This window comes from Rhizobium sp. NZLR10 (assembly GCF_019685125.1).
Lineage (GTDB): Bacteria > Pseudomonadota > Alphaproteobacteria > Rhizobiales > Rhizobiaceae > Rhizobium.
The window spans coordinates 106,920-123,968 of the sequence record NZ_JABDWE010000021.1 but is presented as its reverse complement, the minus strand read 5'-3'; the positions used below and the strand labels follow the sequence as shown (position 1 = coordinate 123,968).

At 61.1% G+C, this 17,049-nt stretch carries 13 protein-coding genes; 4 read left to right on the top strand and 9 right to left on the bottom strand.

The annotated features are described in order from the left end of the window. Positions 1-4 precede the first annotated feature (4 nt). The 6 genes from HJB82_RS26765 to HJB82_RS26740 form a co-directional block, all read right to left on the bottom strand. The gene (locus tag HJB82_RS26765; protein WP_221141977.1) at positions 5-1,246 is read right to left on the bottom strand and encodes a cysteine desulfurase; all 1,242 of its coding nucleotides are present in this window, start codon (positions 1,244-1,246) and stop codon (positions 5-7) included. A 12-nt stretch (positions 1,247-1,258) separates the two neighbouring features. Then, positions 1,259-2,533, bottom strand: coding sequence for a Fe-S cluster assembly protein SufD (gene sufD, locus HJB82_RS26760; protein WP_207580598.1), 1,275 nt, complete (start codon positions 2,531-2,533; stop codon positions 1,259-1,261). A gap of 24 nt (positions 2,534-2,557) precedes the next feature. Continuing rightward, positions 2,558-3,313, bottom strand: a complete 756-nt coding sequence (gene sufC / locus HJB82_RS26755; RefSeq protein WP_207580599.1) for a Fe-S cluster assembly ATPase SufC — start codon at positions 3,311-3,313, stop codon at positions 2,558-2,560. A gap of 80 nt (positions 3,314-3,393) precedes the next feature. Then, complete coding sequence (locus tag HJB82_RS26750; protein ID WP_221117103.1) at positions 3,394-3,627, bottom strand: hypothetical protein; 234 nt, start codon at positions 3,625-3,627, stop codon at positions 3,394-3,396. A gap of 1 nt (position 3,628) precedes the next feature. Beyond that, positions 3,629-5,098 (bottom strand): Fe-S cluster assembly protein SufB, encoded by a 1,470-nt coding sequence (gene sufB, locus HJB82_RS26745; RefSeq protein WP_207580600.1) that lies wholly within the window; start codon positions 5,096-5,098, stop codon positions 3,629-3,631. A gap of 143 nt (positions 5,099-5,241) precedes the next feature. Then, positions 5,242-6,408 (bottom strand): cysteine desulfurase family protein, encoded by a 1,167-nt coding sequence (locus HJB82_RS26740; RefSeq protein ID WP_221141975.1) that lies wholly within the window; start codon positions 6,406-6,408, stop codon positions 5,242-5,244. A 218-nt stretch (positions 6,409-6,626) separates the two neighbouring features. Between HJB82_RS26740 and HJB82_RS26735 the strand changes: the two genes are divergently transcribed. Together HJB82_RS26735 and HJB82_RS26730 are read left to right on the top strand one after the other, a co-directional pair. Then, positions 6,627-7,304: an alpha/beta hydrolase gene (locus tag HJB82_RS26735; RefSeq protein ID WP_007629230.1), complete on the top strand. Its 678-nt coding sequence runs from the start codon at positions 6,627-6,629 to the stop codon at positions 7,302-7,304. A 146-nt stretch (positions 7,305-7,450) separates the two neighbouring features. Continuing rightward, positions 7,451-8,626: an acyltransferase gene (locus HJB82_RS26730; RefSeq protein WP_207580602.1), complete on the top strand. Its 1,176-nt coding sequence runs from the start codon at positions 7,451-7,453 to the stop codon at positions 8,624-8,626. A gap of 86 nt (positions 8,627-8,712) precedes the next feature. Here the strand turns inward: HJB82_RS26730 and HJB82_RS26725 are convergent, their stop codons facing one another. Next, the gene (locus HJB82_RS26725; protein WP_207580603.1) at positions 8,713-9,831 is read right to left on the bottom strand and encodes an anhydro-N-acetylmuramic acid kinase; all 1,119 of its coding nucleotides are present in this window, start codon (positions 9,829-9,831) and stop codon (positions 8,713-8,715) included. A 131-nt stretch (positions 9,832-9,962) separates the two neighbouring features. Between HJB82_RS26725 and tyrS the strand changes: the two genes are divergently transcribed. Beyond that, positions 9,963-11,219, top strand: a complete 1,257-nt coding sequence (gene tyrS, locus HJB82_RS26720) for a tyrosine--tRNA ligase (protein WP_221141973.1) — start codon at positions 9,963-9,965, stop codon at positions 11,217-11,219. Between the two features lie 81 nt (positions 11,220-11,300). Here tyrS and HJB82_RS26715 read toward each other — a convergent pair whose 3' ends face one another. Next, on the bottom strand, positions 11,301-11,585 hold the full coding sequence (locus HJB82_RS26715; protein WP_207580605.1) for a hypothetical protein: 285 nt from the start codon (positions 11,583-11,585) through the stop codon (positions 11,301-11,303). Between the two features lie 199 nt (positions 11,586-11,784). Between HJB82_RS26715 and HJB82_RS26710 the strand changes: the two genes are divergently transcribed. Further along, positions 11,785-13,446: an alpha-amylase family protein gene (locus HJB82_RS26710; protein ID WP_207580606.1), complete on the top strand. Its 1,662-nt coding sequence runs from the start codon at positions 11,785-11,787 to the stop codon at positions 13,444-13,446. A 114-nt stretch (positions 13,447-13,560) separates the two neighbouring features. Here the strand turns inward: HJB82_RS26710 and HJB82_RS26705 are convergent, their stop codons facing one another. Then, a complete protein-coding gene (locus HJB82_RS26705; protein ID WP_207580607.1) occupies positions 13,561-16,962 on the bottom strand; it encodes an AsmA-like C-terminal domain-containing protein in 3,402 nt (1,133 codons plus the stop codon). Positions 16,963-17,049: the final 87 nt, after the last annotated feature.

Here is a 17,049-nt window from a genome sequence, read left to right as displayed (position 1 = left end):
CTCCTCAAGCAAAGAACTTGCGCGCATATTCAAGCGCATCGGCCAGGGCATCGACCTCGGCGCGGGTATTGTACATGCCGAAAGATGCACGGCATGTGGAGGTGACGCCGAAGCGTTTCAAGAGCGGCATGGCGCAATGGGTGCCGGCCCGCACCGCAACGCCCTGCCGGTCGATCACCATCGAGACGTCATGGGCATGGATGCCGGCAAGCTCGAAGGAAAAGATACTGCCCTTGTCGGGCGCCGTTCCGAACACCCGCAGCGAATTGACCGATTTCAGCCGCTCGACGGCGTAAGCCGCAAGATCGGCCTCATGGCGGGCGATCGCCTCGCGGCCGACCTTCTCCATGTAGTCGAGCGCATAACCGAGCCCGATCGCCTGCACGATCGGTGGCGTGCCGGCCTCGAAGCGATGCGGCGGATCATTATAGGTGACAGCATCCTCGGCAACTTCGAAAATCATCTCGCCGCCGCCCTGGAACGGGCGCATCTGCGAAAGCCGCTCCTTCTTGCCGTAGAGCACGCCGATGCCGGATGGGCCGTAGAGCTTGTGGCCGGTCATCACGTACCAGTCGCAATCGATATCCTGCACATCCACGGGCAGATGCACCGCACCCTGGCTGCCGTCGATCAGCACCGGAATACCGCGCTCGTGCGCGATGCGGCAGACTTCCTTGACGGGAACGATGGTGCCGAGCGCATTCGACATATGGGTGATGGCGACGAGCTTGGTGCGCTCCGTCAGGCTCTTTTCGAAATCTTCGATATGGAAGGCGCCCTCGTCATCGACGGGAACCCAGACCAGCTTGGCGCCCTGCCGCTCACGGATGAAGTGCCAGGGCACGATGTTGGAATGATGCTCCATGATCGTCAGGACGATCTCGTCGCCTTCGCCGATCTCAGGCATGCCCCAGCCATAGGCGACGGTGTTGATTGCTTCCGTCGAATTCTTGGTGAAGACGATGTCGTTGACCGAAGGGGCATTGAGGAAGCGGCGCACCTTCTCGCGCGATGCCTCATAGGCATCCGTGGCGGCATTGGAGAGATAGTGCAGGCCGCGATGCACATTGGCATATTCGTGGCTATAGGCATGCGAGATGGCATCGATCACCACCTGCGGCTTCTGCGCCGAGGCGCCGTTGTCGAGATAGACCAGCGGCTTGCCGTGCACCTTCTCCGCCAGGATCGGAAAATCCCGGCGGATGGCTTCGACGTCGTATGGCGCGGCCGGTACGATCTTGTCCATTGCTATATCCGATCAGGCGTGCTTTTCGAGCCAGGCCGAAATCACGCCTTCCAGCGCCTCGACCAGAGCCTCGTCTTCCAGTTCCTCGACGATCTCGGCGACGAAGGCGTTGACCAGCATCGCCCGCGCCTTGTTCTCCGGAATGCCGCGCGCCATCATGTAATAGAGATGATTGGCGTCGATATCGGTCACCGTCGCCCCGTGGCCGCACTGGACATCGTCGGCAAAGATCTCGAGCTCTGGCTTGACCGAGAATTCGGCATCGTCGGACATCAGCAGCGTGTTGCAGGCCATCTTGGCGTCGGTCTTCTGCGCATCGGGCGCCACCCGGATCATGCCCTGGAAGACCCCCTTGGCGCGGTCGAAGACGACGTTGCGGATCACTTCGGTCGAGCCGGTGTGCGGCACGTCGTGGCCAAGCATCATCGTCACGTCGGTATGGCTCTCACCGCCGAGCAGGTTGATGCCGCGCACCGTCAGGTCGGCGCCCTCGCCCGTCACCTTGATATGCAGTTCCTGGCGCACCAGCCTGCCACCGGCATTGATGACGAACAGGCGAAGCCTGGCGTCCGTGCCGAGATCGATGCGGATCTGGCCGAGATGCGTATCGTCTGCCCCATGCTGCTGCAGGATGATCCAGGTTAGCTCGGCGCCCTCGCCGACAGTGATGTCACTGACATGGGACACGAGTGCCGCATCGCTGGTCACTGCAAGGTGACGTTCGATGACGGTTGCCTTGACACCGGCGCCGAAGGCAACGGGAAGGCGTGTATGTGCCTGCCCGCCTGCATGGACAAACTGGATTTCGAGCGGATCTTCAAGCTCGGTATCGGCAGGCACGTCGACGACATAGCCGTCGCGCACGAAGCTGCCGTTGATGCGGCCGACCGCGTCGTCGCTGCCAAGCGCATCGAGCCCGTCTGCGGCGGAACCGTCGAGCAGATGTTCGCTATAGGCTGAAACGCCAAGACCGTCGGCCGCAGCCTTCTGGTTGGCGTGGCCCTGGATCACCGCCAGCACCGTCGAGCCGGCAACCAGAGGCTCAAGCGCATCGGAGCCGGCATCACCGACCTGCGGCGGCAAGGCGCGCAGCAGGTTTTTCAGATCGGTATAGTGCCAGGCCTCGATGCGGCGCGTCGGCAGGCCGGCCTTCTTCAGGTCGTCGAGAAGCCGGTCGCGTAGCGCCGTCACCGCGCCGTTGCCCGGCAGATCGCCGATCTGATGGTTGAATGCCTCGATCAACGCCGTTTCGGCCACGGTCAGGCGGCTCGTCGTCTGCATATTCATGGACGTCGTCCTTTCCACCCGAACTCAGGCCGCCGCGCCGATGATGTCGGCATAGCCGTTGGCTTCCAGCTCATGCGCCAGCGTCTTGTCGCCCGACTTGATCACCTGGCCTTTGTAGAGCACGTGGACGGTATCCGGCACGATGTAGTCGAGCAGGCGCTGGTAATGGGTGATGACCACGACGGCGCGGTCCGGCGAACGCAGCGCGTTGACGCCGTCGGCGACGATCTTCAGCGCGTCTATGTCGAGGCCGGAATCGGTTTCGTCAAGCACGCAGAGCTTCGGCTCCAGCAGCGCCATCTGCAGGATCTCGGCCCGCTTCTTCTCACCGCCGGAGAAGCCGACGTTCAGCGGCCGCTTCAGCATCTCGGTATTGATCTGCAGTTTGCCGGCGGCATCCTTGACGCGACGCATGAAATCCGGCGTCGTCAGCTCGTCTTCGCCGCGCGCCTTGCGCTGCTCGTTCAACGCCACCTTCAGGAATTGCATGGTGGCGACACCCGGGATTTCGACCGGATACTGGAAGGCAAGAAAGATGCCCTTGGTGGCGCGTTCTGCCGGATCGAGCTCGAGAATGCTCTCGCCGTTATAGAGAATGTCGCCCTCGGTGACTTCGTAATCGCTGCGGCCGGACAGCACATAGGAGAGCGTCGACTTGCCGGAGCCGTTCGGCCCCATGATCGCGGCAACTTCGCCGGCCTTCACCGTCAGGTTCAGGCCACGAATGATCTCAGTGCCGTCTTCGGCGATGCGGGCATGAAGGTTTCTGATTTCAAGCATCTTTGGTTCCTGCGTTTTCTCTGCGTAGCTCATTAGAGCCTCGCGTAATTTCTAAGGGCGTCGACGTGTTATGCTCGGCGCTATCGCGCCAAAAAACGAATGACACGGAAAACCGTGAGCGTTACGAGCCAAAGCCATTCGAGAATCTGAATAAACTTTCCTGGTTTTTCCATACGCTGCTGGAGAAACACGTAAGGCTGCTCTGGCGGCTTTTCTGTCTCGTATCTGCTTTCGCGGGGGCGAATTTTCGCCAATATTTCCCCTCGCATATTTTCCAGACGTTCAAGAATGCGCTTCTTGTCCGTCTCGTTCATGTCAGCCTACAGAGCCTTCCAGCGAAATGCTGATCAGCTTCTGCGCCTCGATGGCAAACTCCATCGGCAGTTCCTGCAGCACTTCTTTGACGAAGCCGTTGACGATCAGGGCGATCGCCGCTTCTGTGGGGATGCCGCGCTGCAGGCAGTAGAACAGCTGGTCCTCGGAGATCTTCGAGGTCGTCGCTTCATGCTCGAACTGCGCCGTCGAATTCTTCGCCTCGATGTAAGGCACCGTATGGGCGCCGCACTTGTCGCCGATCAGCAGCGAATCGCACTGGGTGAAATTGCGCGCATTCGAAGCCTTGCGGTGGGCCGAGACCTGGCCGCGATAGGTGTTGTTGGAGACGCCTGCGGCGATGCCCTTGGAGACGATGCGGCTCGACGTGTTCTTGCCGAGATGGATCATCTTGGTGCCGCTGTCGATCTGCTGATGGCCATTGGAGACGGCGATCGAATAGAACTCGCCGCGACTGTCATCGCCGCGCAGGATGCAGGACGGATATTTCCAGGTGATCGCCGATCCGGTTTCGACCTGCGTCCAGGAGATCTTCGAGCGGTCGCCGCGGCAATCGCCACGCTTGGTGACGAAGTTGTAGATGCCGCCTTTGCCGTTCTTGTCGCCGGGATACCAGTTCTGCACCGTCGAATATTTGATCTCGGCATCGTCGAGCGCCACGAGCTCGACCACCGCGGCATGCAGCTGGTTTTCGTCGCGCTGCGGCGCCGTGCAGCCTTCGAGATAGGAGACGTAGGCGCCCTCTTCCGCGATGATCAGCGTGCGCTCGAACTGGCCGGTGCCCTTCTCGTTGATGCGGAAATAGGTGGAAAGCTCCATCGGGCAGCGAACGCCCTTCGGTACGAAGACGAACGAACCGTCGGTGAAGACCGCCGAATTCAGCGTCGCGTAATAATTGTCCGTCGTCGGCACGACCGAGCCGAGATATTTCCGGACGAGATCGGGATATTCGCGGATCGCTTCCGAGATCGACATGAAGATCACGCCGGCCTTCTTCAGCTCTGCCTTGAAGGTGGTGACGACCGAGACGCTGTCGAAAACCGCGTCGACGGCGATCTTCGGCTTCTCGACGCCAGCCAGGATCTCCTGCTCACGCAGCGGGATGCCGAGCTTCTCATAAACCTTCAGCAGCTCCGGATCGACCTCGTCCAGCGACTTCGGACCCGGCGTGCTTTTCGGCGCCGCGTAATAATAAATGTCGTTGAAATCGATCTTCGGATAATCGACGCGCGCCCAGGTCGGCTCTTCCAGCGTCAGCCAGCGGCGATAGGCCTCGAGACGCCATTCCAGCATCCACTCCGGCTCCTGCTTCTTGGCCGAAATGAAGCGGATGATATCCTCGGACAGGCCTTTCGGCGCCTTGTCCATTTCGATGACGGTTTCGAAACCGTATTTGTACTGGTCGACATCGATCAGGCGGACCTGGTCGATCGTTTCCTGGACGGCAGCCATTTCGTTCTCCAATCTCGCCGGATACAAGGTCCGGCAGCTTGTAGCGCATGGGCAATTCTCTTGCCCTGATGTAGGTGGCCAAAAGGGACTTTTCAGCCCGATTGGCAAGCGAAAATTTGCGTTTCCGCAAGTTTATGACGCGGTCAAGCCGCCTCGCCGGCCGACCTTCGCCGGCAGGCGATCTTCGCAAAAGCCGCAATCGCCCGGTCGATATCCTCTTCCGTCGTCGCAAAACCGAGCGAGATGCGCAGCGCTCCGAGCTTGGCGTCACGGCCCATCGCCGTCAGCACATGGCTTTCGCCGAGCCGACCGGATGAGCAGGCCGAGCCTGCCGAAAGCGCCACACCTTCGAGATCGAAGGCGATCTGTCCGGTCTCGGCCTTCAGCCCCGGCAGGGTGAAGAAGATCGTATTGACGACACGCTCGCCACCCTCGCCGTGGATCATCACATCGGCAGCCGCCTCACGCATGCCGGCTTCCAGCCGCTCGCGCAGCGCGCCGATTTCCACATTACGCGCCTCGAGTTCGTCGGCCGCGGCTTCTGCCGCCGCACCGAAGCCGATCAGCGCCAGTGAGTTCTGTGTGCCGGAGCGGTGACCCCGCTCCTGTCCGCCGCCCTGGATCAGCGGCCGCGGCATCAGCGCCTCGCCGCGGGCAATTAGCGCGCCGGCGCCCTTCGGCCCGCCGATCTTGTGCGAGGAAATGATCATGAAATCGGCACCGATCTTGCCGATATCGAGCCCGATGCGGCCAGCCGCCTGAACGGCGTCGACGACAAAGAGCCCGCCATGGGCGTGGACGATCTTTGCCGCCGCCTCGACCGGCTGGACGATGCCGGTCTCGTTGTTGACGAGCATGATGGCGACCATCGGCAGGCCGGCGGCCTTGTCATGTGCAGCAAGCAGCAGGCCCAGCGCATCGAGATCGACGATGCCGGCCTCCGTCACCGGGACCTCGGTCATCTTCTCCCTGGCAAAGCGGCCGCCTTCGCGCACAGCCGGATGCTCGATTGCCGAAAAGTAGAGGCGGCCGAGCTGAAGCGGCGTGCGGCCCATGCGGAAATCCGGGGTCAGCACCAGATTGGCCGCCTCGGTGGCGCCGCTGGTAAAGACCACATTGCCGGCGTCGGTGCCGACCAGTGCCGCCACTTTGCGCCGCGCGCCTTCGATTGCAGCGCGGGCAGCACGGCCTTCGCCGTGAACGGAATTTGGATTGCCGAAAACGTCGATGGCGCGCATGATCGCCGCGCGTGCTGCGGGGTGCAGCGGCGCTGTGGCATTCCAGTCGAGATAAAGGCGTGGCGGCGCCATGATCTTCAGTCCTGCGCTTGACGACCTTGCTTCAGCACCCGCGGTTCATTTTTCTTGAAATTTCCGCCGGGCTTGCCTTATGACACATTCCACGATGCGTGGATCGCCATGCAAGTTTCGAATTGTTCTAAACTGCGTTTTAGAAAACCTGACAACACTAGTCAAGTCATGTTGTCGTCCAAACGCAGCGCGAACGCGAAATAAAACCCGGAGTACCAATGCCCGAAGTCATTTTCAACGGCCCAGCCGGCCGTCTTGAAGGCCGCTATCAGCCCTCCAAGGAAAAAAGTGCGCCCATCGCCCTGATTCTGCATCCGCATCCGCAATTCGGCGGCACGATGAACAATCAGATCGTTTACCAGCTCTTCTATATGTTCCAGAAGCGTGGGTTCACGACGCTGCGCTTCAATTTCCGGGGCATCGGCCGCAGCCAGGGCGAATTCGACCACGGCGCCGGCGAACTTTCGGATGCCGCCTCGGCGCTCGACTGGGTGCAAAGCCTTCATCCCGATTCGAAGACCTGTTGGGTCGCCGGTTATTCCTTCGGCTCCTGGATCGGCATGCAGCTGCTGATGCGTCGGCCGGAGATCGAAGGCTTCATGTCGATTTCCCCACAGCCGAATACCTACGACTTCTCCTTCCTGGCGCCCTGCCCCTCCTCCGGCCTGATCATCAACGGCGAGGCCGACAAGGTGGCGCCGGAAAAGGACGTCAACGGCCTTGTCGAGAAGCTGAAAACCCAGAAGGGCATTCTCATTACCCATCGCACCGTTTCCAACGCCAACCATTTCTTCAACGGCCAGGTGGAAACGCTGATGGGCGAATGCGAGGACTATCTCGACCGCCGCCTCAACGGCGAACTGGTGCCGGAGCCGGCGGCCAAGCGGATCCGCTAACGCCATAGCCAGAGCCGGTCATCCCCAAGCGGAGCCGGTCCGGGACGCCACCGGCCCCTTTGTGCCGGAACAGATCGCCTACCGTGTTGCAATCTATATTGCAGTGCGGTAGGTTCCTCGCGATCCTAACTAAAGCGAGGTCCGCAATGACCAAGTCGTTCGGGGAAGTCCTGGATAAGTATAGGGGTATCGGTCCGGGGTTCGATTTTCTTCGAATTGGGCTCGCCTTTTCTATCGTATTGACCCATTCCTTTTTGCTGACAAGGAATGATGCCTTCATCAGGGGGTCGGTATTCTGGTTTGCTGAATACGCTCTTGTTCCGATGTTTTTCGCGTTGAGCGGATTTCTGATCGCCGGCAGCGCCCAGCGACTGAGCCTCCGGAACTTCCTGATCAATCGTGGCTTGCGCATCGTCCCGGCACTTGCCGTCGATATCGTCGTTTGTTCGCTGATCATCGGGCCGATCATAACAATCGTCTATCACTCCGAATATTTTACCGATCCGCGATTTTTCAAATACTTCCTGAATATCGTCGGCTGGATCCATTACGAGTTGCCTGGCGTTTTCCAGGATAATCCGAGCCAACGTGTCAACGGCGCGCTCTGGACGGTTCCCTGGGAGATATTCTGCTACATCATCATGTCGTTCCTGATGGTCACCGCCATCGTGAAGACCCGCTACAAGCTGCTTGCCGTGACGGCCGCCTATATCGTCATCGGCCTCATCGTGCAGAAGATGCCCTATCTGTTCCCGGGCTCGATCAAGCCGATCGCGCGCTTCCTGTTCATGAGCCGGGGCTCCCAGCTGATTACGGCGTTCATGATGGGCATCGCCGTCTTTCAGTTTAAAGCGGTCATTCCGTATTCCCGATGGCTATTCGCCGCCGCCTGCCTGGTTTGCATCGTCGCCATTCTCACCCTCGACAGCCGGGCTGTGGAGTCAGTGATCAACCGGCCGATCGTCATCACCTCGCTGGTTTACATCACAGTCTTCCTCGGCCTGTCGGAGGTGCCCATTCCGGCCTTTTTCAGGAAAGGCGACTATTCCTACGGCGTCTACCTCTACCATGACCCGTTCTTGCAGATCTGGATCAGCTCGTTCCCCACGGTCTTTCTCTACCCGAAATACGGTGCGCTGGCGCTCTATCTCGTCGGCTTGCCCTCGGCTCTCGCCGTCGCGGTGCTGTCCTGGCATTTCATCGAGAAACCGATCCTCGGCCTTCGCAAGAAGTTTTCGTTCATCGCCCAGGTCAGGGGCGTCGAGGATGGCAATCAGGCGGGGCGCAAATCCAATGTCCGGCCGATTGCCGTAAAGAGTTAGATCTTTGCCGGCCGCGTGTCAGCGGTGAGTTAGAAAGCCGTGCATGACGACACTGAGCCGCGGCGTCGTGAGGATGATCCTCACGCTCATGGCCTTGCCAGCACCCCGCCGCTGACGGGAGCGGCGACCCCCGTCGTGCCTGGAAATGTCAATGGCAGCCCATCCAGCGAGCGCACGGCGAGATAGGCCCAGGCCTCGGCCTCCATCGCGTCGCCGTCGAAGCCGGCCTCTTCGGCGGTCAATACCTTCGACCCCAGCGCTTCGGCCATGGCCGAAAGTTCCGCCATCAAGGTGCCGTTCAGCCGCCCGCCGCCGCAGACGATATAGGTCGACGGGGTCTCCGGCAGGAAACCGGCGGATTTGACAATCGACGCGGCGGCGACGTGCGCCAGCGTCCGGGCGCCGTCCTCAAGGCTCGCCTCCCCAACCCGAAGCGGTGCGAAATCGCCGCGATCGAGCGAACGCCGGATATTGCCGCGAAAAAACGGGCTTTCCAGATATCGCTCCGCGAGAGCGGCCACCACCTTGCCGCGTCCGCCGATCTCGCCGCCGGGATCAAAGGTTTTGCCGGTCTGCATCTCCACCCACTGGTCGATCAGCGTATTGCCCGGGCCGCTATCGAAGGCCGATATCCGCCCGTCCGTGCCGATGAAGGTCAGATTGGAGATCCCGCCGATATTGACGAAACAGACAGCCTGCCCGGCCTGCTGGAATTTTCCCGCGAGCGCTGCGTGATAGGCAGGCACCAGCGGTGCGCCCTGGCCGCCGTGAACCATATCGTTGGCCCGCATGTCATAGACCAACGATATGCCGGTTCGGCGCGCCAGTTCCTGGCCGTCGCCGATCTGGATCGTCAGCCCCTCGTCGGGTCGATGAAGCACCGTCTGCCCATGGAAGCCGAGAACATCGATATCACCGGCAGCGAACCCGAAACGCGCCAGGAATGCCGTAACGGCAATTGCATGCCGTTGGGTCAACTCGCGCTCGATGTCGCCAAGCTCAGTGGGCCGCTCGTTCCTGTCGGTCAGCGGCCGCGCCAGTTCCAGCGCCCGTTTCAGCCGCTCGCGAAAATCGGCGTCATAGGGTACCCCCATGAACGGGCCACGCTCGATGAAGCCGCGGCCGTCAGTCCTGAGCAGCGCCACATCGATTCCATCCATCGACGTGCCGCTCATCAGGCCGATCGCGGTTCTGATGACATCCATGCGGCTTGCCTCCCATGCGATTCCCGGATGCACTTTTATAAAAACAGTGCTAAACGCGCCGCGATAGATCAACAACAACGAACTTGCGTGAAGCCATATGGGTCAAACGCAGACACCAAGAGACGAAAGCCATGTCCGATTTCAAGTCCGATTTCCTCCGCACGCTGAAAGAGCGCGGCTTCATTCATCAGGTCTCCGATGAACGCGGCCTCGACGACCTGTTCGCCAAGGAAACCGTGACGGCTTATATTGGCTTCGATCCGACGGCGCCCAGCCTGCACGCCGGCTCGCTGATCCAGATCATGATGCTGCATTGGATGCAGAAGACCGGTCATCGGGCCATTTCGCTAATGGGCGGCGGCACCGGTATGGTCGGCGACCCCTCCTTCAAGGAAGAGGCGCGCCAGCTCATGACCGTGGATACGATCGAAGGCAACATCGCCTCGATCAAGCGCGCCTTCTCCAATTATCTGAATTACGGCGACGGTCCGAAGGACGCGCTGATGATCAACAATGCCGAATGGCTGCGCTCGCTGAACTACCTCGAATTCCTGCGCGATGTCGGCAAGCACTTCTCCGTCAATCGCATGCTGTCCTTCGACAGCGTGAAGACGCGCCTTGACCGCGAACAGTCGCTGTCCTTCCTGGAATTCAACTACATGATCCTCCAGGCCTACGACTTCGTCGAGATCGCCAAGCGCTATGGCTGCCGTCTGCAGATGGGCGGTTCGGATCAGTGGGGTAATATCGTCAACGGTATCGATCTCGGTCACCGCATGGGGACACCGCAGCTTTATGCACTGACATCGCCGCTGCTGACGACGTCGTCGGGCGCCAAGATGGGCAAGTCGGCGACGGGCGCTATCTGGCTGAACGCCGACATGCTCTCGGCCTACGATTTCTGGCAGTACTGGCGCAACACCGAGGACGCCGACGTCTCGCGCTTCCTGAAGCTCTACACGACGCTGCCGATGGATGAAATCGCCCGTCTCTCGGCGCTCGGCGGTTCGGAGATCAACGAGGTCAAGAAGATCCTCGCGACTGAGGTAACGGCGATCCTGCACGGCCGAGAATTCGCCGATCAGGCCGCCGAAACGGCGCGCAAGACCTTCGAGGAAGGCCGCGTCGCCGAAAACCTGCCTTCGGTCGACATCCCTGGCACCGAACTCGACGGCGGCATCGGCCTGCTGTCGCTGATGGTCCGCGCTGGTCTTGCCGGCTCGAATGGCGAGGCTCGCCGTCACATCCAGGGCGGCGCGGTGCGCATCAACGACGAGGCCGTCAGCGACGAGCGCCGGCTGATCGGCAGCAACGAAATCACCGCCGACGGCGTCATCAAGCTCTCGCTCGGCAAAAAGAAGCACATCCTGATCCGCCGCGCGGCGTAAGCGGCTTCAATTGCGAACAAATCAAAGCCGGCGCTCGCGCCGGCTTTTTCTTTGCCCAACTCATGCGTTGGCGCGCACCCCTCACTCAACTCCGGGCCGAGATGCCGCGTCCGTTCGTTCGGCCTCCCGGAAGACATAGGGTGGTGGATTGACGTCTGGCGCGTGCGTCACGCGGGACCACCAGCTGATCGAGAAGATCGGCGGTGTCACCGTCGCATCGAGAGGAACCGCCAGTACATGGGCGGAACGGATGAGCTCCGGCGGTTTCAGCCGCTCGCTCTTCTCTGCAGAGTATGACGCATGGTGGCCGGCTGCAGCAGCGGCCACCGCGACCGATAGGAACGAGACTGTCCGAGCGCACTGCATGGCATCCTCCGACATTGCGCCGACCGTTTTGCGGGCCGGGATTCACATTACATCAGAGTTACCTAAAATAGGCAAAGCATCAATGTCGGACTTGTCAGTATAAGTCGGAATTAGCGAACAAGCCGCACGACAATCAGCGCTTTATCGGAACCTTTTCCGCCCGCCGGGATTTGCGACCAGATTGGATTGGAGCGCCGGCATGATCAACGACCTCTGGTATAAAAACGCCGTCATCTACTGCCTGTCGGTCGAGACCTTCATGGATGCAAACGGTGACGGCGTCGGCGATTTTCAGGGGCTGATGCGGCGCCTCGACTATCTCTCCGGCCTCGGCGTGACGGCAATCTGGCTGATGCCCTTCCAGGCTTCACCCGGTCGCGACGACGGTTACGACGTCTCGGATTATTACAATGTCGACCCACGCTACGGCACGCTCGGCGACTTCGTCGAATTCACCCACGGCGCCAAGCAGCGCGGTATCCGCGTGTTGATCGATCTGGTGATCAATCACACATCCAAGGATCATCCCTGGTTCCAGGAGGCCAGGAGCGATCCGCAGTCACGCTATCGCGATTGGTACGTCTGGTCTGAGAAAAAGCCGGCTAATGCCGATCAGGGCATGGTCTTCCCCGGCGTCCAGAAGACCACATGGACCCATGACGAGAAGGCCAAGGCCTATTATTTCCACCGTTTCTACGATCATCAGCCCGATCTCAACACGTCCAATCCCGAGGTGCAGGCCGAAATCCTCAAGATCATGGGCTTCTGGATCCAGCTCGGCGTCTCCGGCTTTCGGATGGATGCCGCCCCCTTCATCATCGCTAGGAAAGGCGCCGATGTCAGCAAGCCGGTCGAGCAGTTCGACATGTTGAGAAAATTTCGCGAATTCCTGCAGTGGCGGCTCGGCGATTCCATCATCCTCGCCGAAGCCAACATCCTGCCGAAGGACAATTTCGAATATTTCGGCGACGATGGCGACCGCATGCAGATGATGTTCAATTTCCAGGTCAATCAGGCGCTGTTTTATGCTCTTGCCAGCGCCGATACGCGACCGCTAAAGAAGGCGATGGAGACGACGAAACCGCGCCCGGCAACCGCGCAATGGGGCCTGTTTCTCCGCAACCACGACGAACTGGATCTCGGCCGGCTGTCGGAAAAGCAGCGCGACGCCGTCTTTGCCGCCTTCGGGCCTGAAAAGGACATGCAGCTCTATAACAGGGGCATTCGCCGTCGCCTGGCGCCGATGCTCGGCGGCGACCGCCACAGGATCGAGATGGCCTACAGCCTGCTGTTTTCGCTGCCCGGAACGCCGGTCATCCGTTACGGCGACGAGATCGGCATGGGCGACGATCTCGCTCTGCCAGAACGCAATTGCGCCCGCACGCCGATGCAGTGGTCGACCGAACCGGAAGGCGGTTTCACCAAAAGTCGAAAGCCTGTCTCGCCTGTCATCAAGGACGGCCCCTACGGCTTCCAGCATGTCAACGTCGCCGAGCAGCGGCGCGATGCCAATTCATTGCTGAACTGGACCGAACGAATGATCCGGATGCGCAAGGAAGCTCCTGAGATCGGCTGGGGCGATTTCGCTGTGGTCGACACCGGAAACGACGGCGTGCTAGCGCTTCGTTACGACTGGCGCGGCAATTCCGTGTTGATCCTGCACAATCTGCATGCGCAGCCGGCAGAAGTCACCTTCGATCCGGACAGAGGCAAAGACGGGCGACAGTTGATCGATATCGCCGACGGCGCGAGCAGCGAAGCGGACGAGAAAGGCTGCCACACCGTCGTGCTCGACGCCTATGGCTATCGCTGGTACCGCGTCGGTGGCCTCGACTATCTCCTCAGGCGCAAGGAAATTTAATGCATGTCGACCGGAAGTGTGCAGCGGTTCCGGGAAAACGACATGCATAAAAACAAAGAACTAAAGCGCGCCGCATGATTCAAATTTGATGCGACGCGCTTTAGGTTCCGCGCCCTACTGGAATTCGAAGATCTGCCGGAAGACACCCGGTGCGATGATCGACAGCGGGTTGATCTGCAGGTTTGGCTGGTCGAACTTGCCGGTGAGCTTGAAGGTGATGCCGATCAGGCCGCGGTCGCTGCCGTTGCCGAGGATGACGCCGATCAGCGGCAGTTCGGCAAACAGCCGGTTTAGGCCGTAGGCCGGCATGAAGGTGCCGGTCATGTCCATATTGCCCTTGCGGTCGCGCACCACGCCCTGGAAGGTCGCGCCGATCTGGTCGCCGCGCAGCACGCCATTCTCGATGCCGACCATGCCATCGCGCGAGACGACGCGGGCAAAGCCGCGCTGAAAGCGTTGCGACGAGGTATCGATCTCGCGCTTGACGGCTTCGTTGAGGCTGCGCTGCTCGTTGCCGACAGGCGTCGAGACGATCGAGCGCAGCCGTTGTTCGTTGACGATCGAGAACCGGCGCACGTCGAGCGAACCGTCCCAGCCGCCCTGTGCCGAAAGCCTGATTGCCAGATTGAGCAGGCCGCCCTGCATGTGCTTGTAGAGATCGGCAAAACGCGAGACCGCGCCGGCATCGCCGCTGGTGATGTTGATGACGCCACCGTCCTTCATCTGGCTGACCACGGCTTCACCGCTGTCGGTAACGGCGGAAAAGTTCAGCGCTTGCAGCTTGTCGCCGCGAAGTGACACCTGCGCCTGGAAATTGCCGATCTTCTCATCGTTGAAGCCGATGACGTTTTTCAGCCTGGCGCGCACCGATACGCCGGTGTCGCCGGCATCCCCGTCACCATCGCCATCGCCCGAGCCCGATTTCAGCCGCGCGATAACTGGCCGCGCATCGGCGCTGTCGCCGGAGACCGAGACGTCGAAATTGCCCTTGCTGCGCTTCACCGACAGGGCGAAATCGTCCAGCGAGGAGAGTTTGACGCTGTCGAAATCGGCTGAGATCAGCCCATTTTTGCCGACGTTCATCGATCCGTTGGCGCCGAAACCGTCGCCCTTCAGCCGGAAGTTCTTGATCTGGGTATTGTCGGCCGGGCCGGAGGTTTCGAATTCGGCCGAAGCTGCAATGCCGCTGCCCTTCGACCAGCCGATCCACGGCAGGTCGAGTTGCGACCGGGTAAGCTCGAGCTGAACGTCCTGCCGGTCGTCGTCGATCCGCGTCAGCACCATCTTCACGCTGCCGCCGACGATTCCGGAAAGGCCGGGGATCAGCTTGTTGCGCTGCTCCTCGGAAAGCGTCGCGGTGATCACCCGCTGCCGCTTCGCACTGTCGGATGCCTCGACCGGTTCGGTAAGATCGATATCGGCGGGGACGCCATCGATCTGGGCCTTGGCGTCGAGCGTGATCTGTTTCGGATTGCCGTTCAGCGTACCGTTGAGATTGCTGATCGTGCGGCCGGAAAACGGCTTGCCAAGATCGACATCGGTGAGCTTCATGGCCGCCGTCCATTCGGCCGGCGGCGGGTTCTGCGAGGCGAGCAGGCCGAAATGCGCCTTCACGTTCGCCTCGATCCGCCCCTTGAAATCGTCGGGCGTAAAGCCGGCGCGCTGCAGCACCCGGATCGGTCTGTAGGTCAGAAGCTCGCCGACGGCATCCGCTGCCCCGGAGACCGTAAGATCGATATCCGCCATCAGCGGCTTGTCGTAGGTGGCGGGCATGATGAAGGTTCCCTGCCCGAGACCGACGGATCGGCCGGAGGGGAAAAACGACGTGCCGCTTTTGATCGCGATCGTCGCAACCGGGCCGGCCAGGTCGAAATGGGCCGAGGTGTCACGGATCGGCGGAATGTCGCCGGCAACGTTCATCCGCGCTCCCGTGATGTCGAAGCCGATGCGGATCTGGTTGGCGTCGAGCTTCAACCCCTTGCCGCCGGCTGCCTCGTCCAGCCTGCCGAAGGGAATGAAAACGGAGATGGCAGCGTTGGTGACGGTGCCGCCGAAGAGGTTGCCCTGTACCCAGGTGCGCACCTTGGGCGCCATCCAGAATGGCCACATTTGCTTGATCGCCGTCGTCTGCAGTTGTGCCGACTGGCCGGCAAAGCTGATCTCCGGCGATTTGCCCCCGAGCTTGACGTGCAGTGCCCCGTAAAGCGCGCCGAGCGAGCTGGAGACGGCCATATTGGGAAACTGGAATTCCCGCCCGGCGACAAGGTAGCGCCCGGTCGCCTGGATATCGAAAGAGAGCGGCTGCTCGCCGGAGCCGCTGGGGGCTGCCATGCCGCCGCTGACCAGCAGATCGATGCCGAAGCCCTTGCCGGCCTGCGGGTCGAGCTTGTCGAGATCGATCAGCGCGCCGTTGATCGGAAGCGTGGTCGCGCCGAACCGGGCATTCGACCGGGCGATCTCGAGCGTCTGCTTGGCGAAATCATAGACGAGGTTGATCTGCCCGCCCGATAGCTCCTGCGGATCGCCATCCGCATAGATCAGGCCGGGATCGATGTCGATCGTCGCCGCAAGCGCCGGCTCCACGCCATCGCGCCCCCTGGTGGCCGACACCGTCAGGTCGGCAAACGCGCTGAGCCCCTGCCGGATCACGCCTTGATCGTTGCGTTTGAGCGAAAAGGGCGTGAGGTCGGCATGCCTGAGCGTCGCCACCACCTTCGATACGTGGCCGTCTTCCTTCTCGGCCAGTACATCGAGCTTCGCCACCTCGCCGTTCAGCGCCACCTCGCCGCTCAATTGCAGCGAGGATGGGCCGGCATGGGCAAAGACGAGGTTGTCGACGACCAGCGACAGTGGGCCGTTGGCGGTATCGGCAAGCTTGATAGTTATGCCGGAGATCCGTACCGAATTGGTTGAGCCCCGGGTCACGACGCTGTCGAACATGTCGAATTGCGAGAAGATCTTCTCCGTCGCCGCCGGCATGGCGTCGATGCGCAGATCGTCGAGCGTCAGAGGATTGCCGGAGGGCAAAAGCGCGGTATCGAGCGCGATATCCTCCGCTTCGATGTCGGTGACGGCGATGCGGCCGCGGAAAAGCTGCAGCGGATCGAGCCCCAGGCGCACCGAACCCGTCGTCGACAGGTGCTGGCCGCTCTGCTCATCGATCATGTTGACGTTGCGCGCTTCCAGCGCCAGCCGGAAATCCGAGGTGAAACGGATGACGGTGGAGCCGACCTCGGCGTGGTAACGCGGTCCGGCCACGCCGTTCAACGCCGCCTGCGCCTGCTGCGACAGCGGCTTGTCGAACATGCCGCTCTCGACGGTAAAGACGATCGCCGCGAGAACAAGGAGGATCAGGCCCAGAAATCCCGCGGTCAGCTTCGCTGTCCGGCGCATCGGCGAACGCGGCGGCGGGCAATGGACGATGATCGGATCCTCGGCCTGAGCGGACGGCAAGCGGTCCAGCGCAACGATATCCTTCTTGCGAAACGTGACCTTTTCGCCGCGGATGGCTGACATGCGCCTTCGGGCTCTCCCTTTAAATGAAGAATTGAACCCGGCCATGCTGGACGGGTTTCCGTCCACTATATAATTCGGGGAGAGAAA